Here is an 18,035-nt window from a genome sequence, read left to right as displayed (position 1 = left end):
CCTCCGGAATAGCCCATGGGTTTCAAAGACTACTTCTCCAGCCAGTCCGGTGAATACGCAAGGATCCGCCCCGATTATCCAGGATCGCTGTTTGAAATCATCGCCTCAAAGGCCCCTGGCCAAAGCATGGCGGTGGATGTGGGGTGTGGCTCGGGCCAGGCGGCCATGGGGTTGTCGGAACTATTCAACACGGTGATAGCGTTCGACCCGTCGGCCAAACAAATCCAAAACGCCATCCCGTGCGAAAACGTTCATTATGGCGTGGCGCGGGTGGAAGCGCTCCCTGTCAAGAATCATCTGGCGGACGTTATTACCGTGGCGCAGGCTCTGCACTGGTTCCATCTGCCGGAGTTTTACGCCGAGGTTCGCCGCATACTAAAACCCGGCGGCCTGCTGGCGGCGTGGATATACAACATTATGACCATATCGCCGGAGGTGGACGCGGTGGTGGACGGTTTTTACAAGAACATCGTTGGCCCCTATTGGCCGCCGGAACGGCGACTTATCGAGGAAAACTACGCCACGCTCCCGTTCGATTTCGACCGCGTTGAAACCTGCGCCCTGCTGATGGAGAAGCGGTGGAGCCAGCATAAACTTATGGACATGCTCCACACCTGGTCCGCCACGCAACGGTACAAGGAAGCCAAAGGCGCCGACCCTGTGGCGTTGATAAACGCCGCGTTGAAAAAAGCCTGGGGCGCGGAGGAAACAAGAATTGTCCGCTGGCCGGTTACGTTAAAGATGGGCAGGGTTTGATTACCGGTCAACATTCAGGTCGAACACAGTCTCCAGTTTTTCCATCCGTTTTTGCCCGCGAGACAGAATACCCCCTGTTATGAAAATCGCCAATGTTCCTATAACCACGGTCATCAGCGAATCCAGCGGATTGGAGAACCACGCGCCGGGTTCCCGTGCGAAGGTGGCCCAGGCAATCACAACCACACCCACGGCCACGCCCGCAAGCGCCTGGACGGAGCCTGTCCTGCGGGACAATGCGCCCAGCAGGAACAGCCCCAGCATGCCGCCCGAAAAAATCCCGGCAAGGTTCCACCACGCGTCCAGCGCGGTTTTTATGGAGATCATCAGCAACGCGATTCCCGTGCCCAGAAGGCCCAGCAATAACGTGGACACCCGCAGGAACGCCACCTTTTCCCGGTCGGTCATGGGTTTCGCCGAAAGCCGTTCCCGCATGTCTGTAAGCAAAACCGTGGCCGATGAATTCAGCGAGGTGGCTATGGTGCTCATGGCCGCCGCCATCAGCGCCGCTATCACAAGGCCAACCATGCCCGGAGGAAGTTGGGTAACGATGAAGTGGGGATAAACCTTGTCCCCCATGCCCTGGGCGGCCAACTCCGGCGGCAGAAGCTCCGGCGATGCCGAATAAAACGCGAACAGCCCGGCGCCAATGAACAGGAACAGGGCGCTCACGGGGATGTATGTTAGCGCCCCAATCCATACGGAGCGGCGCGCCGCGTCCAGTGAACTGGCCGTCTTATAGCGCTGGATGTAAGACTGGTCTATGCCGAAGTTTTGCAGGTTTATGAAAAGCCCGTAGATCAGCACCGTCCAGAACGTGGCGGAGTAAAACGAAGGCTCAAATGATCCCATCGAGAATTTGCCGCTATCAGCCGTGATGGAAAAAAGCTGGCCCGGCCCTTCCGGCATTTTTAACAGTAGCGCCCCGGCGCTCACCAGGGCGCCAAGGGTGAGTATCACGCTTTGGGCCACGTCTGTCCATATCACCGCTTCTATGCCGCCCAGCGCCGCATACGCCATCACCGATACGCCGGTGAGGATTATCACCGGGATGATGTCCCATCCGGTAAGGCTTTCCAGCGCCAGCGCGACGAGAAAAAGGATGGTTCCCATCCTCGCCTGCTGGGTTAGCAGGTAACAGGTGGCGGCGTACAGCCTGGCCCACAGGCCGAACCGCCGCTCCAGATACGCGTATGCTGATACGTCGTCCAGCTTGCGGTATAGCGGCACGAACCATTTGACGGCGATATATGCGGCCACAGGTAGCGACAGCGAAAACGCCAGCGCGCCCCAATCTTTTGTGTATGCCTTCCCCGGTAGCGCAAGAAATGTAATAGACGACAGGTATGTGCCGAATATGGAGACGCCCACCACCAGCCCGGAAAGTCTTCCACCGGCGGCGGTGAACCCCTCGGCGGTCTTGGAACGGCCATAGAAAAACGCGCCGAATAGCGTGATGCCCGCGAAATAAACAGCCAGAACCGCCAGGTCCAGCCAGCTCACAGGGCATGTTCCTTAAGGTACCGGTCCAGATTTTCAGACCGCTCCGCCAGCGCCGCGTCCATCATGACGCCGGTCAGGATGGAACCCAGTTTCTCCCCTATAAAGCCCCCTTTGTGCTTGAACCGCACAATGTCCGCTATCACGCATCCGCCCGCTTTTTCCTCGAAGGTGTGGCGGTGGATAAACTCCTCGAAAGGGCCGCTTATCATTTTGTCGCTGAACGAATAAGGCGGGTTCCATTCGGTAAATTCCAGTTCCCATCTCACACCCCCCACAACCTTGAAGGTCATGCGCGTTCCGGCGCCGGGCGCCTCTGGCGCTTTATCTATGGTAAGCCTGAATTCTTTCGGTGATATTACTTCAAGGAACGGCGGGTCGAAAAAAAGCCTGGCGATGGAGGCAAGCGGGGCCTCGGCGAAATGGTAGAACCGCGCCGTGGAATAACCGTCCTGCGGTTTCTCACCCGCCAGCGCCAGCCCAACATACGAGAAAAACTCGGAAACGTTCCGCCGGTTCTGTCCCAGGTCGCTGATACCCACCCGGGAGCCGCTGGTTAAATCCACCACGGCTCCGGCCTTGTGGGCCGACACTTTTATAACGATGTCGTCCACGAATTTGAAAAGCCCCGTGGTGCGCGTGGCCACAAGCTCCAGACCGTTTTGGGACACCACCGCCCAACCGGGCCCCATCCGGCAAGCCTCCGCCGCCACTTCCAGCATTTTGCCCGGCTCCAGCGGGTAAAACCGGGAGCGCAAGGCAGGGTCTGGATGATTCGGTTGTGTCTCCACCCTGTGGCCCGTTATCCAGTAAAGGTTAACCACCGCGTTTCTTCAACCGGGCGCTTATCAGGTTCAACGCGGAACCAGCCGAAAACCACCCGATCTGCTCCTCGTTTAAAGTATGGCGCGCCTCCAGTGTCTCCACCGACCCGTCTTCATGATGCAACCGCGCCACCAGCGGGCGGCCCGGGGTTATCCCCCTGAGTCCCTCTATGGATATGCGGTCGGTCTCCCGTACTTTCTCATAATCCCCGGGATCCGCGAAAGTGAGGGGCAACACGCCCTGCTTCTTCAGGTTGCTTTCATGGATCCGCGCGAAAGACCTGGCGATAACCGCCGCGCAGTTGAGCCAACGGGGCGACATGGCCGCGTGCTCCCGCGAAGAGCCCTCGCCGTAATTCTCGTCACCCACGGCCACCCATTTTAATCCCGCCGCCTTGTAGCTTCTGGCGATGACCGGATAAGGCTCCCCATTGGCTCCGGTGCCGAGATTCATTCCCTTGCCCGCCTCGCCGGTGAAAGCGTTCACCGCGCCGCTGAAAAGGTTGTCCGAAATATTGTCCAGATGCCCCCGGTATTTAAGCCATGGCCCCGCCGGGGAGATATGGTCCGTGGTGCATTTGCCTTTGGCTTTCATAAGCACCGGCAGTTTTACAAAATCGTTACCGTCCCACGGCTCGAAAGGGCTAAGCAACTGCAACCGGCCGCTTCCCGGTTTCACAGCCACGGTCACCCCCTCGGGCTTTTCGGCCGGAGGCTCGTAACCTTCATTGTCCATCACAAACCCTCCCGGCGGAATTTCCGGCGCCTCCTTGGGCGGTTCCAGCTTAAACGGGCCAGAGGGGGAGTTTATATTGTCGTCCACCGGATTAAACTTCAGCGTTCCGGCCAGCGCATAGGCCACCACCACCTCCGGGCTGGCTATGAACGCGTTGGTGGCGGCGCTACCGTCGTTTCGCTTCGGGAAGTTGCGGTTGAACGAGGTGATTATGGAGTTGGGCTCTTCCTTGCCCACATCCTCCCGTTTCCACTGGCCGATGCACGGGCCGCAGGCGTTGGCCAGCGTCACCGCGCCAATGCTGGCTATGGCGGCCGTCTGCCCATCCCTGTCCACCGTGGATTTTATCAGGCTCGACCCCGGCGTCACCAGCAATGGCGAGGCCACCTTCACCCCTTTGGCCGCCGCTTGACCGGCGATGTCCGCCGCGCGGGTAAGGTCTTCGTAAGAGGAGTTGGTGCAGGAGCCAATGAGCGCCACCGAGATATTTTCCGGGTAGCCGCCCGCCACCACGTCTTCGGCCATGCGCGACACGGGCCGCGCCAGGTCCGGCGTGTGCGGGCCCACCACGTGGGGCTCCAGTTCCGTGAGGTCAATTTCAATCACCCGGTCGAAGAACCTCTCGGGGTTGGCCTCCACATCCGGGTCGGCCTTTAGCAGGTTCCTTATCTGGTCCGCCGCCTCGGCGCAAAATCCCCTGCCGGTGGCTTGAAGATAGGTTTTCATCCGCTTGTCATACGGGAAGATGGAAGTGGTGGCGCCTATCTCCGCCCCCATGTTGGTGATAGTGGCTTTGCCCGTACAGGATATGGAAACGCAACCGGGTCCGAAATATTCAATGATGCTGTTGGTGCCGCCCTGGGTGGTTAGTATCCCGGCAAGCTTCAAAATGACATCCTTGGGCGATGTCCAGCCGTGGAGCTTGCCGGTGAGTTTCACGCCTATAAGTTTCGGGTACAGCACCTCCCAGGGCATCCCAACCATCACATCCACCGCGTCGGCCCCGCCAACGCCTATGGCCAGGGCCCCCAGCCCCCCGGCGTTTGGGGTGTGGGAGTCTGTCCCGATTATCATCTGGCCCGGGAACGCGTAACGCTCCAGCGCCACCTGGTGGATGATGCCCGAGCCTGGCTTCCAGAACCCTATGCCATACCTGGCGCAGGTGGTACGCAGAAACTCGTACACTTCGGCGTTCTCGGTGTTGGCCGCCGCAAGGTCGCTATCCCACCCCTTGTAGGCGCGGATAAGATGGTCGCAATGCACCGTGGCCGGCGCGGCGGTTTTGGGTATGCCCGCGCTCATAAATTGAAGCAGGGCCATCTGCGCGGTGGCGTCCTGCATTATCACCCTGTCGGGCCTGAGTTTCAGATAACTTTTGCCCGGAGCCAAACTCTGGGTCTCCGGCTTATCCAGCCTTCCCAGCAGGACTTTTTCAGCCAGCGTCATAGGCCTTGAGAGCCTTGCCCGAACCACAGCCAGCGTCTGTTCCAGCCGGGTGTAAACCCCCTCAACAAGCTCCGGGGAAAGGGAAATTTCGTCTTTCATTGGGCGCTCCGCCTTATGGTTTTTAAAGGATGAATATTCCCGCATCCTTATACACTCTTTAGTGTAGTCACTTGGTGAAAGCCGGGTCAAGGCCGGGCGGGAGGGCGTCTTCTATGATGAAACCGGCATTTCAAGGGAAAACTGCGCTGAACGTTTGGACATGCCCGGCCAGGTTCGAATGGCCGCGTGTTTACCTCATTCCTCCGGCGGCGCTGTCCCAGGTGAAGGGACCGGATGAACAGTTGGGGTGGCCAGCCACGGCGGACCATGAAGACAAGTCTCCTGCGGAGGAAACGAGGGTCACCCCGGGTGACCAATGGAAATTCGAAAGGTTACTGCTTCTGTCGGCGTTCAAGGTGACGGCCACGTAGGTCTTGTTCTGTTCGAAATAGTCTTCCTGGTAGCGGGCTATGTTGGCCAGGTCGGACTTTATCGCGGCGCAGTACGATTTTTCCTTGTACGAGTTGAACTGGGGAATGGCGATGGCGGCCAGAATCCCGATAACGGCAACCACCATAAGCACTTCGATTATGGTAAACCCTCGTGGGCCTTTTAGCGTAGCCGGACATCGCATGTGTGTCTCCTCGATTGACTGTTACAGCTGTCAGTTCTTCTTTGGCGCGCCGCCAAAGTCTAAAATGAAGCGGGTACCGGTTACCCGGTATGAGGCTTTAAAAGATATGTCCGCAGTCTCCAGCGGCCATGCGAAGGTGTACTTGTTGTTCCGGATAATGATTTTGCCACCATCGCTCAAGGTGGCTTTGCTGACGGTGCCGTTTAATGGGGTTATGTAGATCTTGTCGGCGACCTCAAGCTTGTAATTGGTGAAGACATCAAAAAGCTTCTTGTAATCCCCGGCCTCCGCCTCCACATTGGCGTGAACGGAGAAATCCACAAAATCCAGCCTGCGGCTGATGAGTTTAACGTTTTTCTCCGAGGCGTCTTTGATATGCTCCGGGTTGTTAGCCAGGTCCTTTAAGGTGTCCAGATCCTTGCCCTTCAGATAGTTCAAGGTTTCTTCAGTGCCGATATACTGGTAGTACACCGTAAGTTTACCGGCCCCTTCGGGCGTAACGGCCATGTTGAAATCTTCGCTGGCGTACTGAAGCTTGCAACCGGACAGGAAAATTGAGGCGGTTAAGAGTAATGAAAGGCCCATGACGCCAAATAAACGGCTGGCCCTAACGCCCGGGAGCATGCCGTGTGGCCTCAAAAATCTATCATTACGCTTTAAATACATTACGAAATGATACATCCATGCGGCTTGGTTGACCAGAATTTTTGAAGCTTCTTTACTCTGGGGCCTGTCGTGTGGAGACAACCTCCCCTTCGGTACCTGTCAGTGACACATCGTAAGGCTCCGCGAATGTATCCACCACGGTGATACCGCCTGGTGAGCCTGCGATGTCGGTATCCACAGCTGATGCGCTGGTTTGAGCTCCCATGGAGGGGATGGAGCCATCCTCAAACAATTTTAAAATCCATATGTCGGACGCTCCGGCGCCAAAAGATGCGGTTTGGGCGGCCAACACATAACCGTTATCAGAAGTCTGTTCAATGGAATATCCGTGCGCCAGATCGTCACCGGCGCCGCCGAAAGCCCATTGCCACAGGATGGCGCCATCGGCCCCAAGTTTTATCACCCATGCGTCTTTGGCTCCGGCGCCAAACGAAGTGGTCTCGCCGGATATCACAAACCCGCCATCTTCCGCCTGGATTACGGCGTAAGGGTACTCATCCCCGGAGCCGCCATAAGCCTTGGCCCATTCCACCGTTCCGGCGCCCGAAAGTTTTATTACCCAAAAATCGTGCCCGCCCGCGCCGTACGAGTTTGTGTCCCCCGCCACAATGAAACCGCCGTCGCTGGTTGTCGCGGCGGAATGGGTTCCATCGCTTTTTGACCCGCCATAAACGCCATCCCAAATAACATTGCCTCCACTATCCAGCCGCATGACCCATATGTTCACCCCGGCGTTGTCCAGGGTGTTGGTTTGACCGGCGATAAAATAACCCCCGTCCTGCGTTACCGATATGGAATAGGTATTCTCCACGTTCGCCCCGCCGTAGGTTTTTTGCCAGTCAATGGAACCGTCTTCGGCAATCTTGAGTATCCATACGTCGTGCGCCCCGGAGCCGAAAGAGCCGGTGGTGCCTGCCACGACATATCCGCCATCAGGTGTGGATTTTATGGACTTGGCGTATTCAATTTTCGGCCCGCCGTAGGTTTTTGACCACTTCACGGCTCCATCGGCGGAAAGTTTAGCCACCAGCATGTCATACTCCCCCTGCCCGAAAGAGAGGGTGTACCCGGCCACCATGTAGCCGCCGTCTTCGGTTTGCAGGATGGACTGGATATTGTCAATGTCCGGCCCGCCGATTATTTTTCGCCACTGTAATGAGCCATCGGCGTTGAGCTTCAGGATCATCCAGTCCTTTTCCCCCGCGCCGAAAGACCATTGGCCGCCGCCCGCTATATAACCCCCGTCCGAGGTTTGCCGGACGGCGTAGGCCATGTCATCCTCCCCGCCGCCGAAGGCCATGGCGAAACTCACGGGCGCGGGTGGCTCCAAAGCCTTTGGCTGGCCGCCCCCACAGGATAGCTGTAACAACAAAGCGCAGGCTGGGGCGAGTACAGATAGTGGGCGCAAACAGGATTTCATATTCCGTAAAAAAGTTTCAGGATGGCAGGTTACAACAGTTCCACCAGCTTTTCCACGTCCTCTTCGGTGTTGAAGAAATGGGCCGCCACTCGGATACCGCCGCCACGTTCCATCAACAAAACCCGGTTGGCGTTCAGCCGTTTTACTATACGGGCGTTTTGCGACGGATCCGCGTGGGAAATTATCAGTATGGAAGAGCGCTCCCTGTCCTCCATGGGGGAAAGGACATTATATCCCTTTGAACGGGCGCCTTCGGCGATGAGCCCGGTTAGGTGGAGCGCCTGGGCCTCGTTGCGCTGTATGCCGAACATCATCACCGTTTTCAATGATTCCGCCAGCCCGTATATGCCCATTATGTTCATGGTGCCCTCCTCGAACCGTTCGGCGGTAGGGTGTGGGGTGAAGTCTATATGGGCGAAGTTATAACAGTCTTTCACCGTATGCCAGCCCGTCCGGGTCAATTCCAGAGTGTCCAGCCGCTCCCGGTTGCAGTGGAATATGCCGATACCCTCCGGCGCGCAAAGCCATTTGTGGCCGCCACAAGCCAGAAAATCTATCCCGAATCCCTTCACGTCCATGGGGAGAACCCCTAGCGACTGGATAGCGTCCACAAAAAACAAAAACCCTTTCTCCCGGGCCAGTTGGCCCAGCCCGGCCAGGTCCGCCCGGAACCCGGTGGAATATTGCGTCGTTGATATGGCCACAAAACGGGTTTTGGACGTTACCTCCCGGGCTATGTCGTCCACGGTAACCCTGCCCTCCCGGCTCTTTACGATCTTTACGTTCACGCCTTTACGTTGCAAGTTCAGCCAGGGATAAACGTTGGACGGGAACTCCAGGTCGTTGATTATCACCTCGTCCCCCTCCCGGAACGGGTAACCGGAGGCCACTAAAGACACCCCGTCCGACGTGTTTCTTATAAAAGCCGTTTCTTCCACCGTCCCGCCGGTTATCCTGGCGGCCAGTTGGCGGGTTTCGGCGACCTTGGCCTTCCACTCATCCATGTTCAGGTATGCCGTAACAGACACTTCCCGGGCCATGCCCATTATGGCGTCCCGGGTTTTAACGGGAATGGGGGCCAGCCCGGCGCTGTTGAAATATATATAGTTTTCCAGCATGGGGAACTCCGCCCGGATACGGGAGCTTTCAGCGGGCTGGTATGGGGTAGATGCCGGCATTTTTACAAATAATCCTCATTCATTGAATAAGTTGAAGGACTTCATCGCCATAAAGATGGCGAAATATCGGCGAAACCGGTTTACAGTCCTGCAAAGCATGCGCTATTATAGCAAGATAGCTTTATATAGATTGATGGAAACGAAAATGTCCGGAAAATGGGCCGATTTGCACACGCACAGCCGCCATTCCGACGGGGTGGAAAACCCCGCCGAAATAGTCCGGGTCGCGGCGGAAATGGGCATGTCGTGCCTATCCCTTACCGATCATGACACCTGCGCGGGATACCCGGAGATGTTCGAGGCCGGGGAAAAATACGGGGTGGAGATTATTCCGGGCATTGAAGTGTCCGCCCACTCGGGTGAAAAAAGCGTTCATGTCCTGGGGTATTTTATGGACATGGAAAGCGATGATTTTAAAAAGCTTGTGAGCTTGAATGCGGAAGGCCGCGTTTCCCGGATGGCCCGGATGGTGGAAAAGCTGGTTGCGCTTGGATATAAAGTGACGCTGGACGATATTTTAGGTTTTACCGGCGAGGCCACGGTGGGCCGGGCCCAGTTGGCCCGGTATCTGGTAAAACTTGGGTATTTTAAAACCGTCGAGGAAGTGTTCGAGAAACTCCTGGGCGATGGGGGGTCGGTTTATGAACCGGTGCCGAAATTTACCCCTGAAGAGGCGATTGCGATAATAAAATCCGCGGGGGGTGTTTCGTCCCTGGCCCATCCGGGGCATACCGGCATGGATGACGACATAGGCCATCTGGCGGCGGAAGGGCTGGACGGGATAGAGGCTTACAGCCCACAGCACGACAACAGGACCGTAGAAAAATATCTTGCGATGGCTGAAGAGTTCAACCTCCTGGTCACCGGAGGGTCCGACAGCCATGGCCACGGCCGCCATGGCAGGAGCATGGGCTCGGTGAGGCTGTCTTATGGGCGGGTGGAAAAATTAAAAGAGCGGGCGGCGTTATCGGCCACAGCCGCAAGGCATATATAGGGAGGAGCAGGGATGAGGCTGAAAAAGGAGATGATAGACTACCTGGCCCAGCGGATCGTCACCGTTCTCATTGAAAAAGGGCATATAGACCCGGGTGAGGACACCGAGGGCGTATGCGAAAGCATAAGCGGCGTGATCTTCGCCGACCTGCACAAAGAGGACGACCTCAATGACGAGGTGAAGGCCATGCTGGAGAAAATGGGGGATGAGCTGGATCGCTCCCAGGTGGACTATCGCAAAATGTTCCAGATGGTCAAGCAGAAGCTGGCCCGGGAACGGGGGATAATTCTTTAAAGGCGGAGAGGGCAAAGTGAAACTTTCAAGGGAAAAGATAAACCATCTCTCCAAACTGATATTAAAAGGCCTGCTCGAAGACGACAGGGTGGAGTTTTTCTGCGAGGAGAACGACCTGCGTCTGGACATAGTGGACATACTGCGGGAGGAAATAGAGATAGAGGAGCAGATAGACGACGCCGTGCGCAAAGTCATCTCCACCTACTCCCGGGACATCCGCGAAGGCTCCAACGAGTGGGACATCCTTTACCACAAGCATTATAACGAAGAGACCAAGCGCCGCCGGGGCCTCTCGCTGGGCTAACGCCCGGGCTTTCCCCCGTTTCCGGCCTTGCCCACCCCCCCGGGCGGTCTCTTTAGAGCCTGCAAGGAGATCACTTTGAAGATTGACGAGACAGCTCTGGTGGTGGTGGACGTGCAGGGCAACCTTGCCCATACCATGAGCGCCAAAGAGGCGCTTTTCGAAAACATAGCCAAGGCCATAAACGGCGCCAAGGCAATGGACATGCCCATCCTTTGGGCGGAACAGGTTCCCCACAAGCTGGGGCATACCATCCCTCAAATCAGCGGCCTGCTCGGCGGCCTTTCGCCCGTGGCCAAGAATTGTTTCTCGTGCATGGGGGACGATAAATTCGTAAACGCCCTTAACGCCACCGGCAGGCGCAACTTCCTGATAAGCGGCATAGAGGCCCACGTTTGCGTGTATCAAACCGTCCGCGACATGCTGGCCCAAGGGTATAACGTGGAGATAATGGTGGACGCAGTCTCCAGCCGCGACCCGGAGAACAAACGGGTGGGCATAGAAAAAATGAAAGACCTGGGAGCCTCCATCACCAGCGTGGAAATGGCCCTGTTCGATCTGCTGGCCAGCGCTGAATCGCCCTATTTTAAAGACGTGTGGCGGATAGTGAAGTAGCCAAGCCAGCGGGTATGAAGGGATTAGACACCATCGTTTCATCCCGCCACCTTATGGCGGCCAAGAACCGGATGCCGAAATCCTTCAAAAGGCCGATGTTGATGACGCCGTAGGCGCCATAGTGGCGGATCCCGCTCTGGGAGATGCGAAAAAGGGCGATTTGGCGGGGGGCACGTTTACAAATTCGCTTGTGTAGGAAAGCCGTTCCTTCTTGCCTACGAATACAACCCCGCCACCCGCTTGTTATTGATGGCAGGGGCGCACGAAAACTTCTACCGCAAATTGAAGCGTTGAGCTTTATCGTTTCGTCAGGGCTGTCACAGTTGTCCCGCTATGGAAGGAAATCCGGGGCCGGGCGGCCCCGTGAAACATTCTAAAAGTAACCACACGGGATTGCCGCTATGCGGTGAACGCGAATTAACCCGTTTTGTGTTGACAACATGTTCTAAATGGGAGTAATAATTTTGCAGGTTGCCCAAAAACCCCTGAAAAGAGATAGGCTTCAGGTGGCCCGGGCGGCCAGGACCGTATAAAGCGTATCTTGGCGCCGTAGCGTATGAAATATGCCGCGGCGGCTGGAAAAGCAGGGGGCGCGCGATGTCCACGGTTTCCTCAGGCGCAAATGACGTTGGCGGCGTATATCTGGTAGTTCGAACCAGATCCATCCTCGCCTGTATTCTCCATTGGGTTCTATTCCTTTCCGTGGTTACTCTTGTCCTCTCCGGCCTTTATGTTGGAGCCCCACAATTTTTCTACGGCAGGGGCGAGGCGTATCAGGCCTTCTCCATGGCGGACGCCCGCTATTACCATTTCCTGGCGGCAATGTTCATGATCGCCGCCGTGGCGGGCAGGTTCTACCTGGCCTTTACGGAGTCTTGCAACCGCGACATCATGCAGTTCATGCCCACCCGCAAAAACATCGTGGCGGCGGTGAAGCTTGCCATTTATTTTATTACCCTCCGGGGCCAGCACGCCCATTACAGGTTTGTAAACCCCCTGGGCGGTATCGGCATTTTCTCCATGGCCACCATCTTCGTTATCCAGATAGTTACCGGCCTTACGCTTTATTCCCACGGGGCGGATGCGTTGCCCTGGGGCTGGCTGTCCCGGAGCTGGGTTGAAAGCCTTCTGGGCGGAACGCAGAACATACGGATGATCCACCATGTAGCCATGTACATCCTTATCTTTTTCGTGATGATCCACGTTTACATGCAAATCTGGAAAACCAGCATGTTCGCCGAGGGGGACATAGTCTCCATCATCGGCGGGTACAAGGTGTTCAACCAGAAAGACATCGGCCATTTCGCGGACATTTACGGCCTGCGGCGGGAGGAGCAACCGCCCACCGTGGAAGAGATGGCGAAAGCTTCCGTTCCCATGGAGGAAGGGCCAGGCCAGTGGGAAGGGCTGGAAACCCCGCGAGGCAAACATCATCATCAATCCGGTGAAACTCCGGCTGAGAAACAGGAATCTTAACGACGGGATTGGAGAGGGTAATATGTGCAGAGCATTTTCGCAACCGCCGCAACCCTTGACGCCTGAGGAGCGGAACTCCGCCATAGAGAGCATTGACAGGCGTGAGTTCATGTCCTTCTGCGCCAAGATAGCGGCCACCATAGGGCTTGCGCCCTCGTTCATCCCGCAGGTGGCGGAGGCCGTGGAAGGGGCCGCCAGGAAGCCTTCGGTTATATGGTTGCATTTCCAGGAATGCACGGCGGACTCCGAGGCGTTTTTGTCCCTGAGCTATCCATCGGTGGAAGAGCTGGTGCTGAACATTCTTTCGGTGGACTATCACGAGACGATAATGGCCGCCAACGGCTTCCAGGCCGAAGAGGCGCTTAAAAAAGCCATGGCCGACAACAAGGGCAAATACCTTGTGGTGTGTGAAGGGGCCATCCCCACCGGCACGCCGCCGGGCCCCGGCGGGGCCAAGGGGGCTTATTGCGCCATAGGCGGCAAGACGGCCCTGGACCTGGCCACGGAAGTGATTAAAGACTCCGCGGCGGTGGTGTGCGTTGGCACCTGCGCCTCCTACGGCGGTGTCCAGGCGCAAAGGCCCAACCCCACCGGCGCGAAATCCGTGGGGGATGCTCTGGGCATCCCGACCATCAACATACCCGGGTGCCCGCACAATCCCGTCAACCTCGTGGGAACGATAGTCAATTATCTCTTGCTGGGGTCCCTGCCCAAGACCGACCGTTACGGCCGCCCCCTTTTCGCTTACGGCAAAAGGGTGCACGACCATTGTTTGCGCCGGGCCCATTTCGACGCGGGCCAGTTCGTGGAGAAATTCGGGGACGACGGCGCCAAGCAGAGATGGTGCCTTTACAAGGTGGGGTGCAAAGGCCCGCAGACATATAACAACTGCCCCACTGTGGAGTATAACGACAGCACTTCGTGGCCGGTGAAAGCCGGTCATGGATGCGTAGGATGCTCCGAGCCGGATTTCTGGGACACGATGCAACCCTTCTACGAAAGGTTGCCGAACATCAAAGTGCCCGGCGTGGAGGCTTCGGCGGACAAGGTGGGCCTTACCCTCGTGGGCGCGGCGCTGGCGGGCGCCGGGGCGCATGCGGTGTACACCTTCGCCAACCGGGGCAAGTTCGACGAAACACAAAAGAAAGAAGAGGGGGGGCACGAATAAGCCATGGGTGAGCGTCATGTAATTGACCCGATAACCAGGATTGAGGGCCATCTCCGCATTGAGGTGGAAATTGAAGGCGGCCGGGTTAAAGACGCCTGGAGTTCCGGCACCATGTGGCGCGGGTTCGAGGTGTTTTTAAAAGACCGCGACCCGAGGGACGCGTGGTATATCACCCAGCGGGTGTGCGGCGTTTGCACGGCCGTGCACGCCGTGGCGTCGGTGCGGGCGGTGGAGAACGCCATAGGCGTTACCATCCCGGACAACGCCAGGATCATAAGGAACCTTATTTTAGGCACCCAGATGATCCACGACCACCCTGTTCATTTCTATCATCTGCATGCGCTGGACTGGGTGGACGTGGTTTCGGCGCTGGGGGCGGATCCCAAGAAGACGGCGGACCTGGCTTCGGCCATAAACCCCCACTCCCCGGCCAGCGGCGCTGGGGATTTCAAGGCCACGCAGGACAAGCTGAAAAAATTTGTGGAAGGCGGCCAGTTGGGGCCGTTCACCAACGGTTACTGGGGCCATCCGGCTATGAAACTGCCGCCGGAGGTGAACCTGCTGGCGGTGTCCCATTACCTTTACGCGCTGAAACTGCAGAACAAGGCGCGGCAGATGATGGCCATTTTCGGCGCCAAGAACCCTCATATCCAGACCCTGGTGGTGGGGGGCGTTACCTGCGTGGCGGACTTTACGCCCAGCAGGATAGCGGAGTTCCTATACCTGCTTAAGGACATGAAGGAATTCATAGATAACGTTTATGTGCCGGACGTTCTTGCCATAGCGCCGTTTTATCTGGAATGGGCCGGTATCGGCGGCGGGCTGAAAAATTACCTGGCGTATGGCGATTACCCCACCAAGGTGGGCGGCGGGCCCGAAAACCAGTGGTACCCGCGCGGCACGGTGCGCGAGCGGGACATTTCCAAGGCCCAGCCGGTGGATGTGGCCAAGATTACCGAAGACGTGACCCACTCATGGTACAAGTACGACACGGGCAGTCCATTGCATCCTTCCGTGGGGCAGACGAGCCCCTGGTACACCGGCGTGGAGACAGATAAAGCCGACGGCAAATACTCATGGCTCAAAACGCCCAGGTACGACGGGACTGCCATGGAAGTGGGCCCGTTGTCCCGTATGCTGGTGAACTACGCCTCCGGCCACCAGGCCACGGTGGACGCTGTGAACGGCGCGCTGAAACATCTCAATGTGGGGCCGGAGATTTTATTCTCCACGTTGGGCAGGACAGCCGCCCGGGCCATTGAGACCCAGATAATGGTGAACCAGATGGAAAGCTGGGTGAACGAGCTTATCGCCAATGTGAAGAAAGGGGATCTGGAAACCGTGGCCGATTACAGCATGCCCATGTCCGCCCAGGGGTACGGCACGGTGGAGGCTCCGCGCGGCGCCCTTGGCCACTGGATAGAGATAGGCAACGGCAAGATAAAGAATTACCAGCTGGTGGTTCCCACCACGTGGAACGGCTCCCCCCGGGACCATACGGGGCAACGCTCCTCGTTCGAGGCGTCGCTTATCGGCACTCCCGTGGCGGATCCCAAGAGGCCGCTGGAAATATTGCGCACCGTCCATTCGTTCGACCCGTGCCTGGCCTGCTCCGTGCACGTTATAGACCCCGTCAGCAACGAGGTTTACGAAACAAGGGTGGTTTAAGGAAAGAGGGATCGGGCCATGATCGCCAGGCACATATCGCCGCAGAAGAAGAAGCTGGTTTACGTGCGCAATTTTTCAAACCGGCTATTGCACTGGATTATCTTCTTCTCGGTGCTGGTACTGCTTCCCACCGGTTATTACATGGGCAATCCCACGGGACTGGTGGGTGAGGGAGAAGCGTACCAGGCCACCGTCATGGCCGACATCCGGCTGTACCATTTCTTCGCCGCCATGGCGCTGGACGTGGCCATAATCGTCCGGTTCTACCTGGCGTTCATGAGCCTTTACCACCGGGACTGGTACGAGCTTCTTCCGCTTCCCTCACGCGTGAAAGGGGCCATAAAAATAGTGAAGAGCTATATGACCTTTTCGAAACCCCCGTTCTACCGGCATGTGGACCCGTTTGACGGGCTACTGTTCCTTGCCCTGCACCTCACCATGGTGTTACAGCTTCTCACCGGGTTCCAGCTGTACGTCCACGCCCTTCCCGCCGATTACTGGTGGACATCCCTGATACATCTCAGTACCGACTGGATAACGTTTGTGCTTGGTGGCGACCAGGCCGTGCGCTGGGTGCATCATGTCATGATGTGGATAACCGTCTCCGGCGTGATATTCCACGTGTATATCCAGGTGGCCAAAACCATTATCTGGCGCGACGGCCATATCGCCGCCATCGTGGGCGGGTACAAGTACCGGGACGTGGAGTAGGTGAGGCGCGGAAACCGCCAGCCCTTCTTGATGCCTCCTTCGTCAGCAAACCCTAAAATGGACTATTGATGCATATTGGGGAAAAATATGTGGAATTTATTGGTTGGTGTGGCCCTTATTCTGACGGATTGTTTTTTTTACATGTTCCTAGAGGACACCAACAAATTTTCCGCTATTGCCACGTTTGACGCCACCATTGTTGCGCTTTGGGTAGGATTAAAGGAGGAAGTTAATAAATTAATAAATAAGCCTAAATTAATACCAAAAAGTATAGTTAAACATGGTCAGTCGCACGGAAGGCAAATGAACTTCCAGCGTGAACTGGTCTTTCGCCTTCCAGTAAAAAACGAGGGGAGCGCATATGCGCTGGATGTTTATGCCATTGTGGAGAGTATTTGCGAAAATAATTCGTTAAGACAAAATTTCATGCCAGTCCCCTTAAAATGGACACATTCGCCATTTGAAGAAAGACCTGGAATATCAGGCAGAAATATATTCACCAATCATACGGCGTATTTGGATATCGCCTCCCCGTGCCTCAACAATACTTTGTGGCTTTGCGCTTCGGTGGGCAGAGACATCCCTGAATATTCCTTGTTGAAAAACGAGGGTGGCGACACCGTGTTGCACATTAGTCTTTACCAAAAGGACGAGAAACCACAAAATGTGGATATTAAGATCAATTGGGATGACAATGGTCGTCATGATATCGAGCTTTGCGGCTCTCCGCGATCATGCCGCTGATGAATGTCGTGAATGCTTATTGGATACAGGGCGCTTAATTGTGGCTTCTAAATTTTTAATATGAGCTACATTAAAACCATAGAAAAGATGGCCAGGCGGATAGCTTCCCGCTTCCACCCGGACAAGATTATCCTTTTTGGTTCTCATGCCAGAGGTGAGGCTGGCCCGGACAGCGATGTGGACATTATGGTTGTCATGAATGTGGTTGGCTCAAAACGGACCAAACAATTGGAAATAAGAAGAGCCTTGCATAACATAACAGCGCCAAAGAATGTGATAGTGACCACCCCGGAAGAGTTCGAGTGGCGCAAGGAAGTGCCTGGCACCTTGGAGCGCCCCGCATACAAAGAGGGCAAGGTTCTGTATGCAAAACCGTGAGCGCCTATTAAAAGTCGCCCGCGAATGGATTTCCAAGGCTGAAAACGATCTGATAAACGCCGCTCACACTTTGAAGCTCGGATCCAAATGTCCTACTGATACTGTGTGCTTCCATGCGCAACAATGCGTAGAAAAATATCGGAAAGCCGTGTTAACAATGAACGGCGTGGAATTTCCTGGAATTCACAGCATAGCGAATCTGTTAGCTCTGTTGCCAAAAAGCATTAATTTGCCAATCAGCGATGAAGAGCAGGACGTATTGACAGAATATGCAACCATAACACGGTATCCAGGCGATTATGAGCCTATAACATTGAATGAAGCCAGGAAAGCGGTAACCATAGCGCGCCGCGTAAGAAATGCCGCAAGGAAGATGTTTCCAAAGGGGATATTGAGGAGCGCCCATCGGCATGCATAATGTCTTAAAATATGGGATTTGCTAGCAATATGACCATCTCCCCTTTCATCACCATTCTCGGCATCGGCA

The 18,035-nt window shown here is 56.2% G+C and carries 19 protein-coding genes and 1 pseudogene; 13 read left to right on the top strand and 7 right to left on the bottom strand.

Annotated features, from left to right (window positions below; translation table 11 throughout):
- The first annotated feature begins 15 nt into the window (after positions 1-15).
- Entirely contained in the window at positions 16-756 is a 741-nt protein-coding gene (locus tag HY751_06625) for a methyltransferase domain-containing protein (protein MBI4666063.1), read from the top strand.
- Here the strand turns inward: HY751_06625 and HY751_06620 are convergent, their stop codons facing one another.
- The 7 genes from HY751_06620 to HY751_06590 form a co-directional block, all read right to left on the bottom strand.
- The gene (locus HY751_06620) at positions 757-2,259 is read right to left on the bottom strand and encodes a sodium:solute symporter (GenBank protein MBI4666062.1); all 1,503 of its coding nucleotides are present in this window, start codon (positions 2,257-2,259) and stop codon (positions 757-759) included.
- Positions 2,256-3,080 (bottom strand): DUF1499 domain-containing protein, encoded by an 825-nt coding sequence (locus HY751_06615; GenBank protein ID MBI4666061.1) that lies wholly within the window; start codon positions 3,078-3,080, stop codon positions 2,256-2,258. Before HY751_06615 ends, HY751_06620 begins: the two co-directional genes overlap by 4 nt.
- Positions 3,073-5,361, bottom strand: coding sequence for an aconitate hydratase (locus HY751_06610; protein ID MBI4666060.1), 2,289 nt, complete (start codon positions 5,359-5,361; stop codon positions 3,073-3,075). Before HY751_06610 ends, HY751_06615 begins: the two co-directional genes overlap by 8 nt.
- Positions 5,362-5,551: 190 nt before the next feature.
- Positions 5,552-5,935 carry a prepilin-type N-terminal cleavage/methylation domain-containing protein gene (locus HY751_06605; GenBank protein MBI4666059.1) on the bottom strand — a complete coding sequence of 128 codons (384 nt, stop codon included), beginning with the start codon at positions 5,933-5,935 and terminating at the stop codon, positions 5,552-5,554.
- A 30-nt stretch (positions 5,936-5,965) separates the two neighbouring features.
- Complete coding sequence (locus HY751_06600) at positions 5,966-6,520, bottom strand: hypothetical protein (GenBank protein MBI4666058.1); 555 nt, start codon at positions 6,518-6,520, stop codon at positions 5,966-5,968.
- A 133-nt stretch (positions 6,521-6,653) separates the two neighbouring features.
- The gene (locus HY751_06595; GenBank protein ID MBI4666057.1) at positions 6,654-7,913 is read right to left on the bottom strand and encodes a hypothetical protein; all 1,260 of its coding nucleotides are present in this window, start codon (positions 7,911-7,913) and stop codon (positions 6,654-6,656) included.
- A gap of 137 nt (positions 7,914-8,050) precedes the next feature.
- Positions 8,051-9,199 carry an aminotransferase class V-fold PLP-dependent enzyme gene (locus HY751_06590; protein MBI4666056.1) on the bottom strand — a complete coding sequence of 383 codons (1,149 nt, stop codon included), beginning with the start codon at positions 9,197-9,199 and terminating at the stop codon, positions 8,051-8,053.
- A gap of 145 nt (positions 9,200-9,344) precedes the next feature.
- Between HY751_06590 and HY751_06585 the strand changes: the two genes are divergently transcribed.
- The 12 genes and pseudogenes from HY751_06585 (at position 9,345) to HY751_06530 (ending at position 17,966) form a co-directional block, all read left to right on the top strand.
- Entirely contained in the window at positions 9,345-10,193 is an 849-nt protein-coding gene (locus tag HY751_06585) for a PHP domain-containing protein (protein ID MBI4666055.1), read from the top strand.
- A gap of 12 nt (positions 10,194-10,205) precedes the next feature.
- A complete protein-coding gene (locus HY751_06580) occupies positions 10,206-10,487 on the top strand; it encodes a DUF507 family protein (protein MBI4666054.1) in 282 nt (93 codons plus the stop codon).
- A 16-nt stretch (positions 10,488-10,503) separates the two neighbouring features.
- The gene (locus HY751_06575) at positions 10,504-10,791 is read left to right on the top strand and encodes a DUF507 family protein (protein MBI4666053.1); all 288 of its coding nucleotides are present in this window, start codon (positions 10,504-10,506) and stop codon (positions 10,789-10,791) included.
- Between the two features lie 135 nt (positions 10,792-10,926).
- Entirely contained in the window at positions 10,927-11,403 is a 477-nt protein-coding gene (locus tag HY751_06570; protein MBI4666052.1) for an isochorismatase family protein, read from the top strand.
- Between the two features lie 22 nt (positions 11,404-11,425).
- Positions 11,426-11,697: pseudogene (locus tag HY751_06565) on the top strand (type II toxin-antitoxin system RelE/ParE family toxin).
- 303 nt (positions 11,698-12,000) lie between these two features.
- Positions 12,001-12,879, top strand: coding sequence for a Ni/Fe-hydrogenase, b-type cytochrome subunit (gene cybH, locus HY751_06560; protein ID MBI4666051.1), 879 nt, complete (start codon positions 12,001-12,003; stop codon positions 12,877-12,879).
- 22 nt (positions 12,880-12,901) lie between these two features.
- Positions 12,902-14,047 carry a hydrogenase small subunit gene (locus HY751_06555; GenBank protein MBI4666050.1) on the top strand — a complete coding sequence of 382 codons (1,146 nt, stop codon included), beginning with the start codon at positions 12,902-12,904 and terminating at the stop codon, positions 14,045-14,047.
- Positions 14,048-14,050: 3 nt separating this feature from the next.
- Positions 14,051-15,715 carry a nickel-dependent hydrogenase large subunit gene (locus tag HY751_06550; GenBank protein ID MBI4666049.1) on the top strand — a complete coding sequence of 555 codons (1,665 nt, stop codon included), beginning with the start codon at positions 14,051-14,053 and terminating at the stop codon, positions 15,713-15,715.
- Between the two features lie 18 nt (positions 15,716-15,733).
- Entirely contained in the window at positions 15,734-16,426 is a 693-nt protein-coding gene (locus HY751_06545) for a cytochrome b/b6 domain-containing protein (GenBank protein MBI4666048.1), read from the top strand.
- Between the two features lie 87 nt (positions 16,427-16,513).
- Positions 16,514-17,170: a hypothetical protein gene (locus tag HY751_06540; GenBank protein ID MBI4666047.1), complete on the top strand. Its 657-nt coding sequence runs from the start codon at positions 16,514-16,516 to the stop codon at positions 17,168-17,170.
- 60 nt (positions 17,171-17,230) lie between these two features.
- A complete protein-coding gene (locus tag HY751_06535) occupies positions 17,231-17,548 on the top strand; it encodes a nucleotidyltransferase domain-containing protein (protein MBI4666046.1) in 318 nt (105 codons plus the stop codon).
- On the top strand, positions 17,535-17,966 hold the full coding sequence (locus tag HY751_06530) for a HEPN domain-containing protein (GenBank protein MBI4666045.1): 432 nt from the start codon (positions 17,535-17,537) through the stop codon (positions 17,964-17,966). Before HY751_06535 ends, HY751_06530 begins: the two co-directional genes overlap by 14 nt.
- Positions 17,967-18,035 lie beyond the last annotated feature (69 nt).

This window comes from Nitrospinota bacterium (assembly GCA_016208975.1).
GTDB lineage: Bacteria > Nitrospinota_A > UBA7883 > UBA7883 > JACRLM01 > JACQXA01.
The sequence above is the reverse complement of the archived record's forward strand: the minus strand, read 5'-3'. Positions and strand labels throughout refer to the sequence as shown.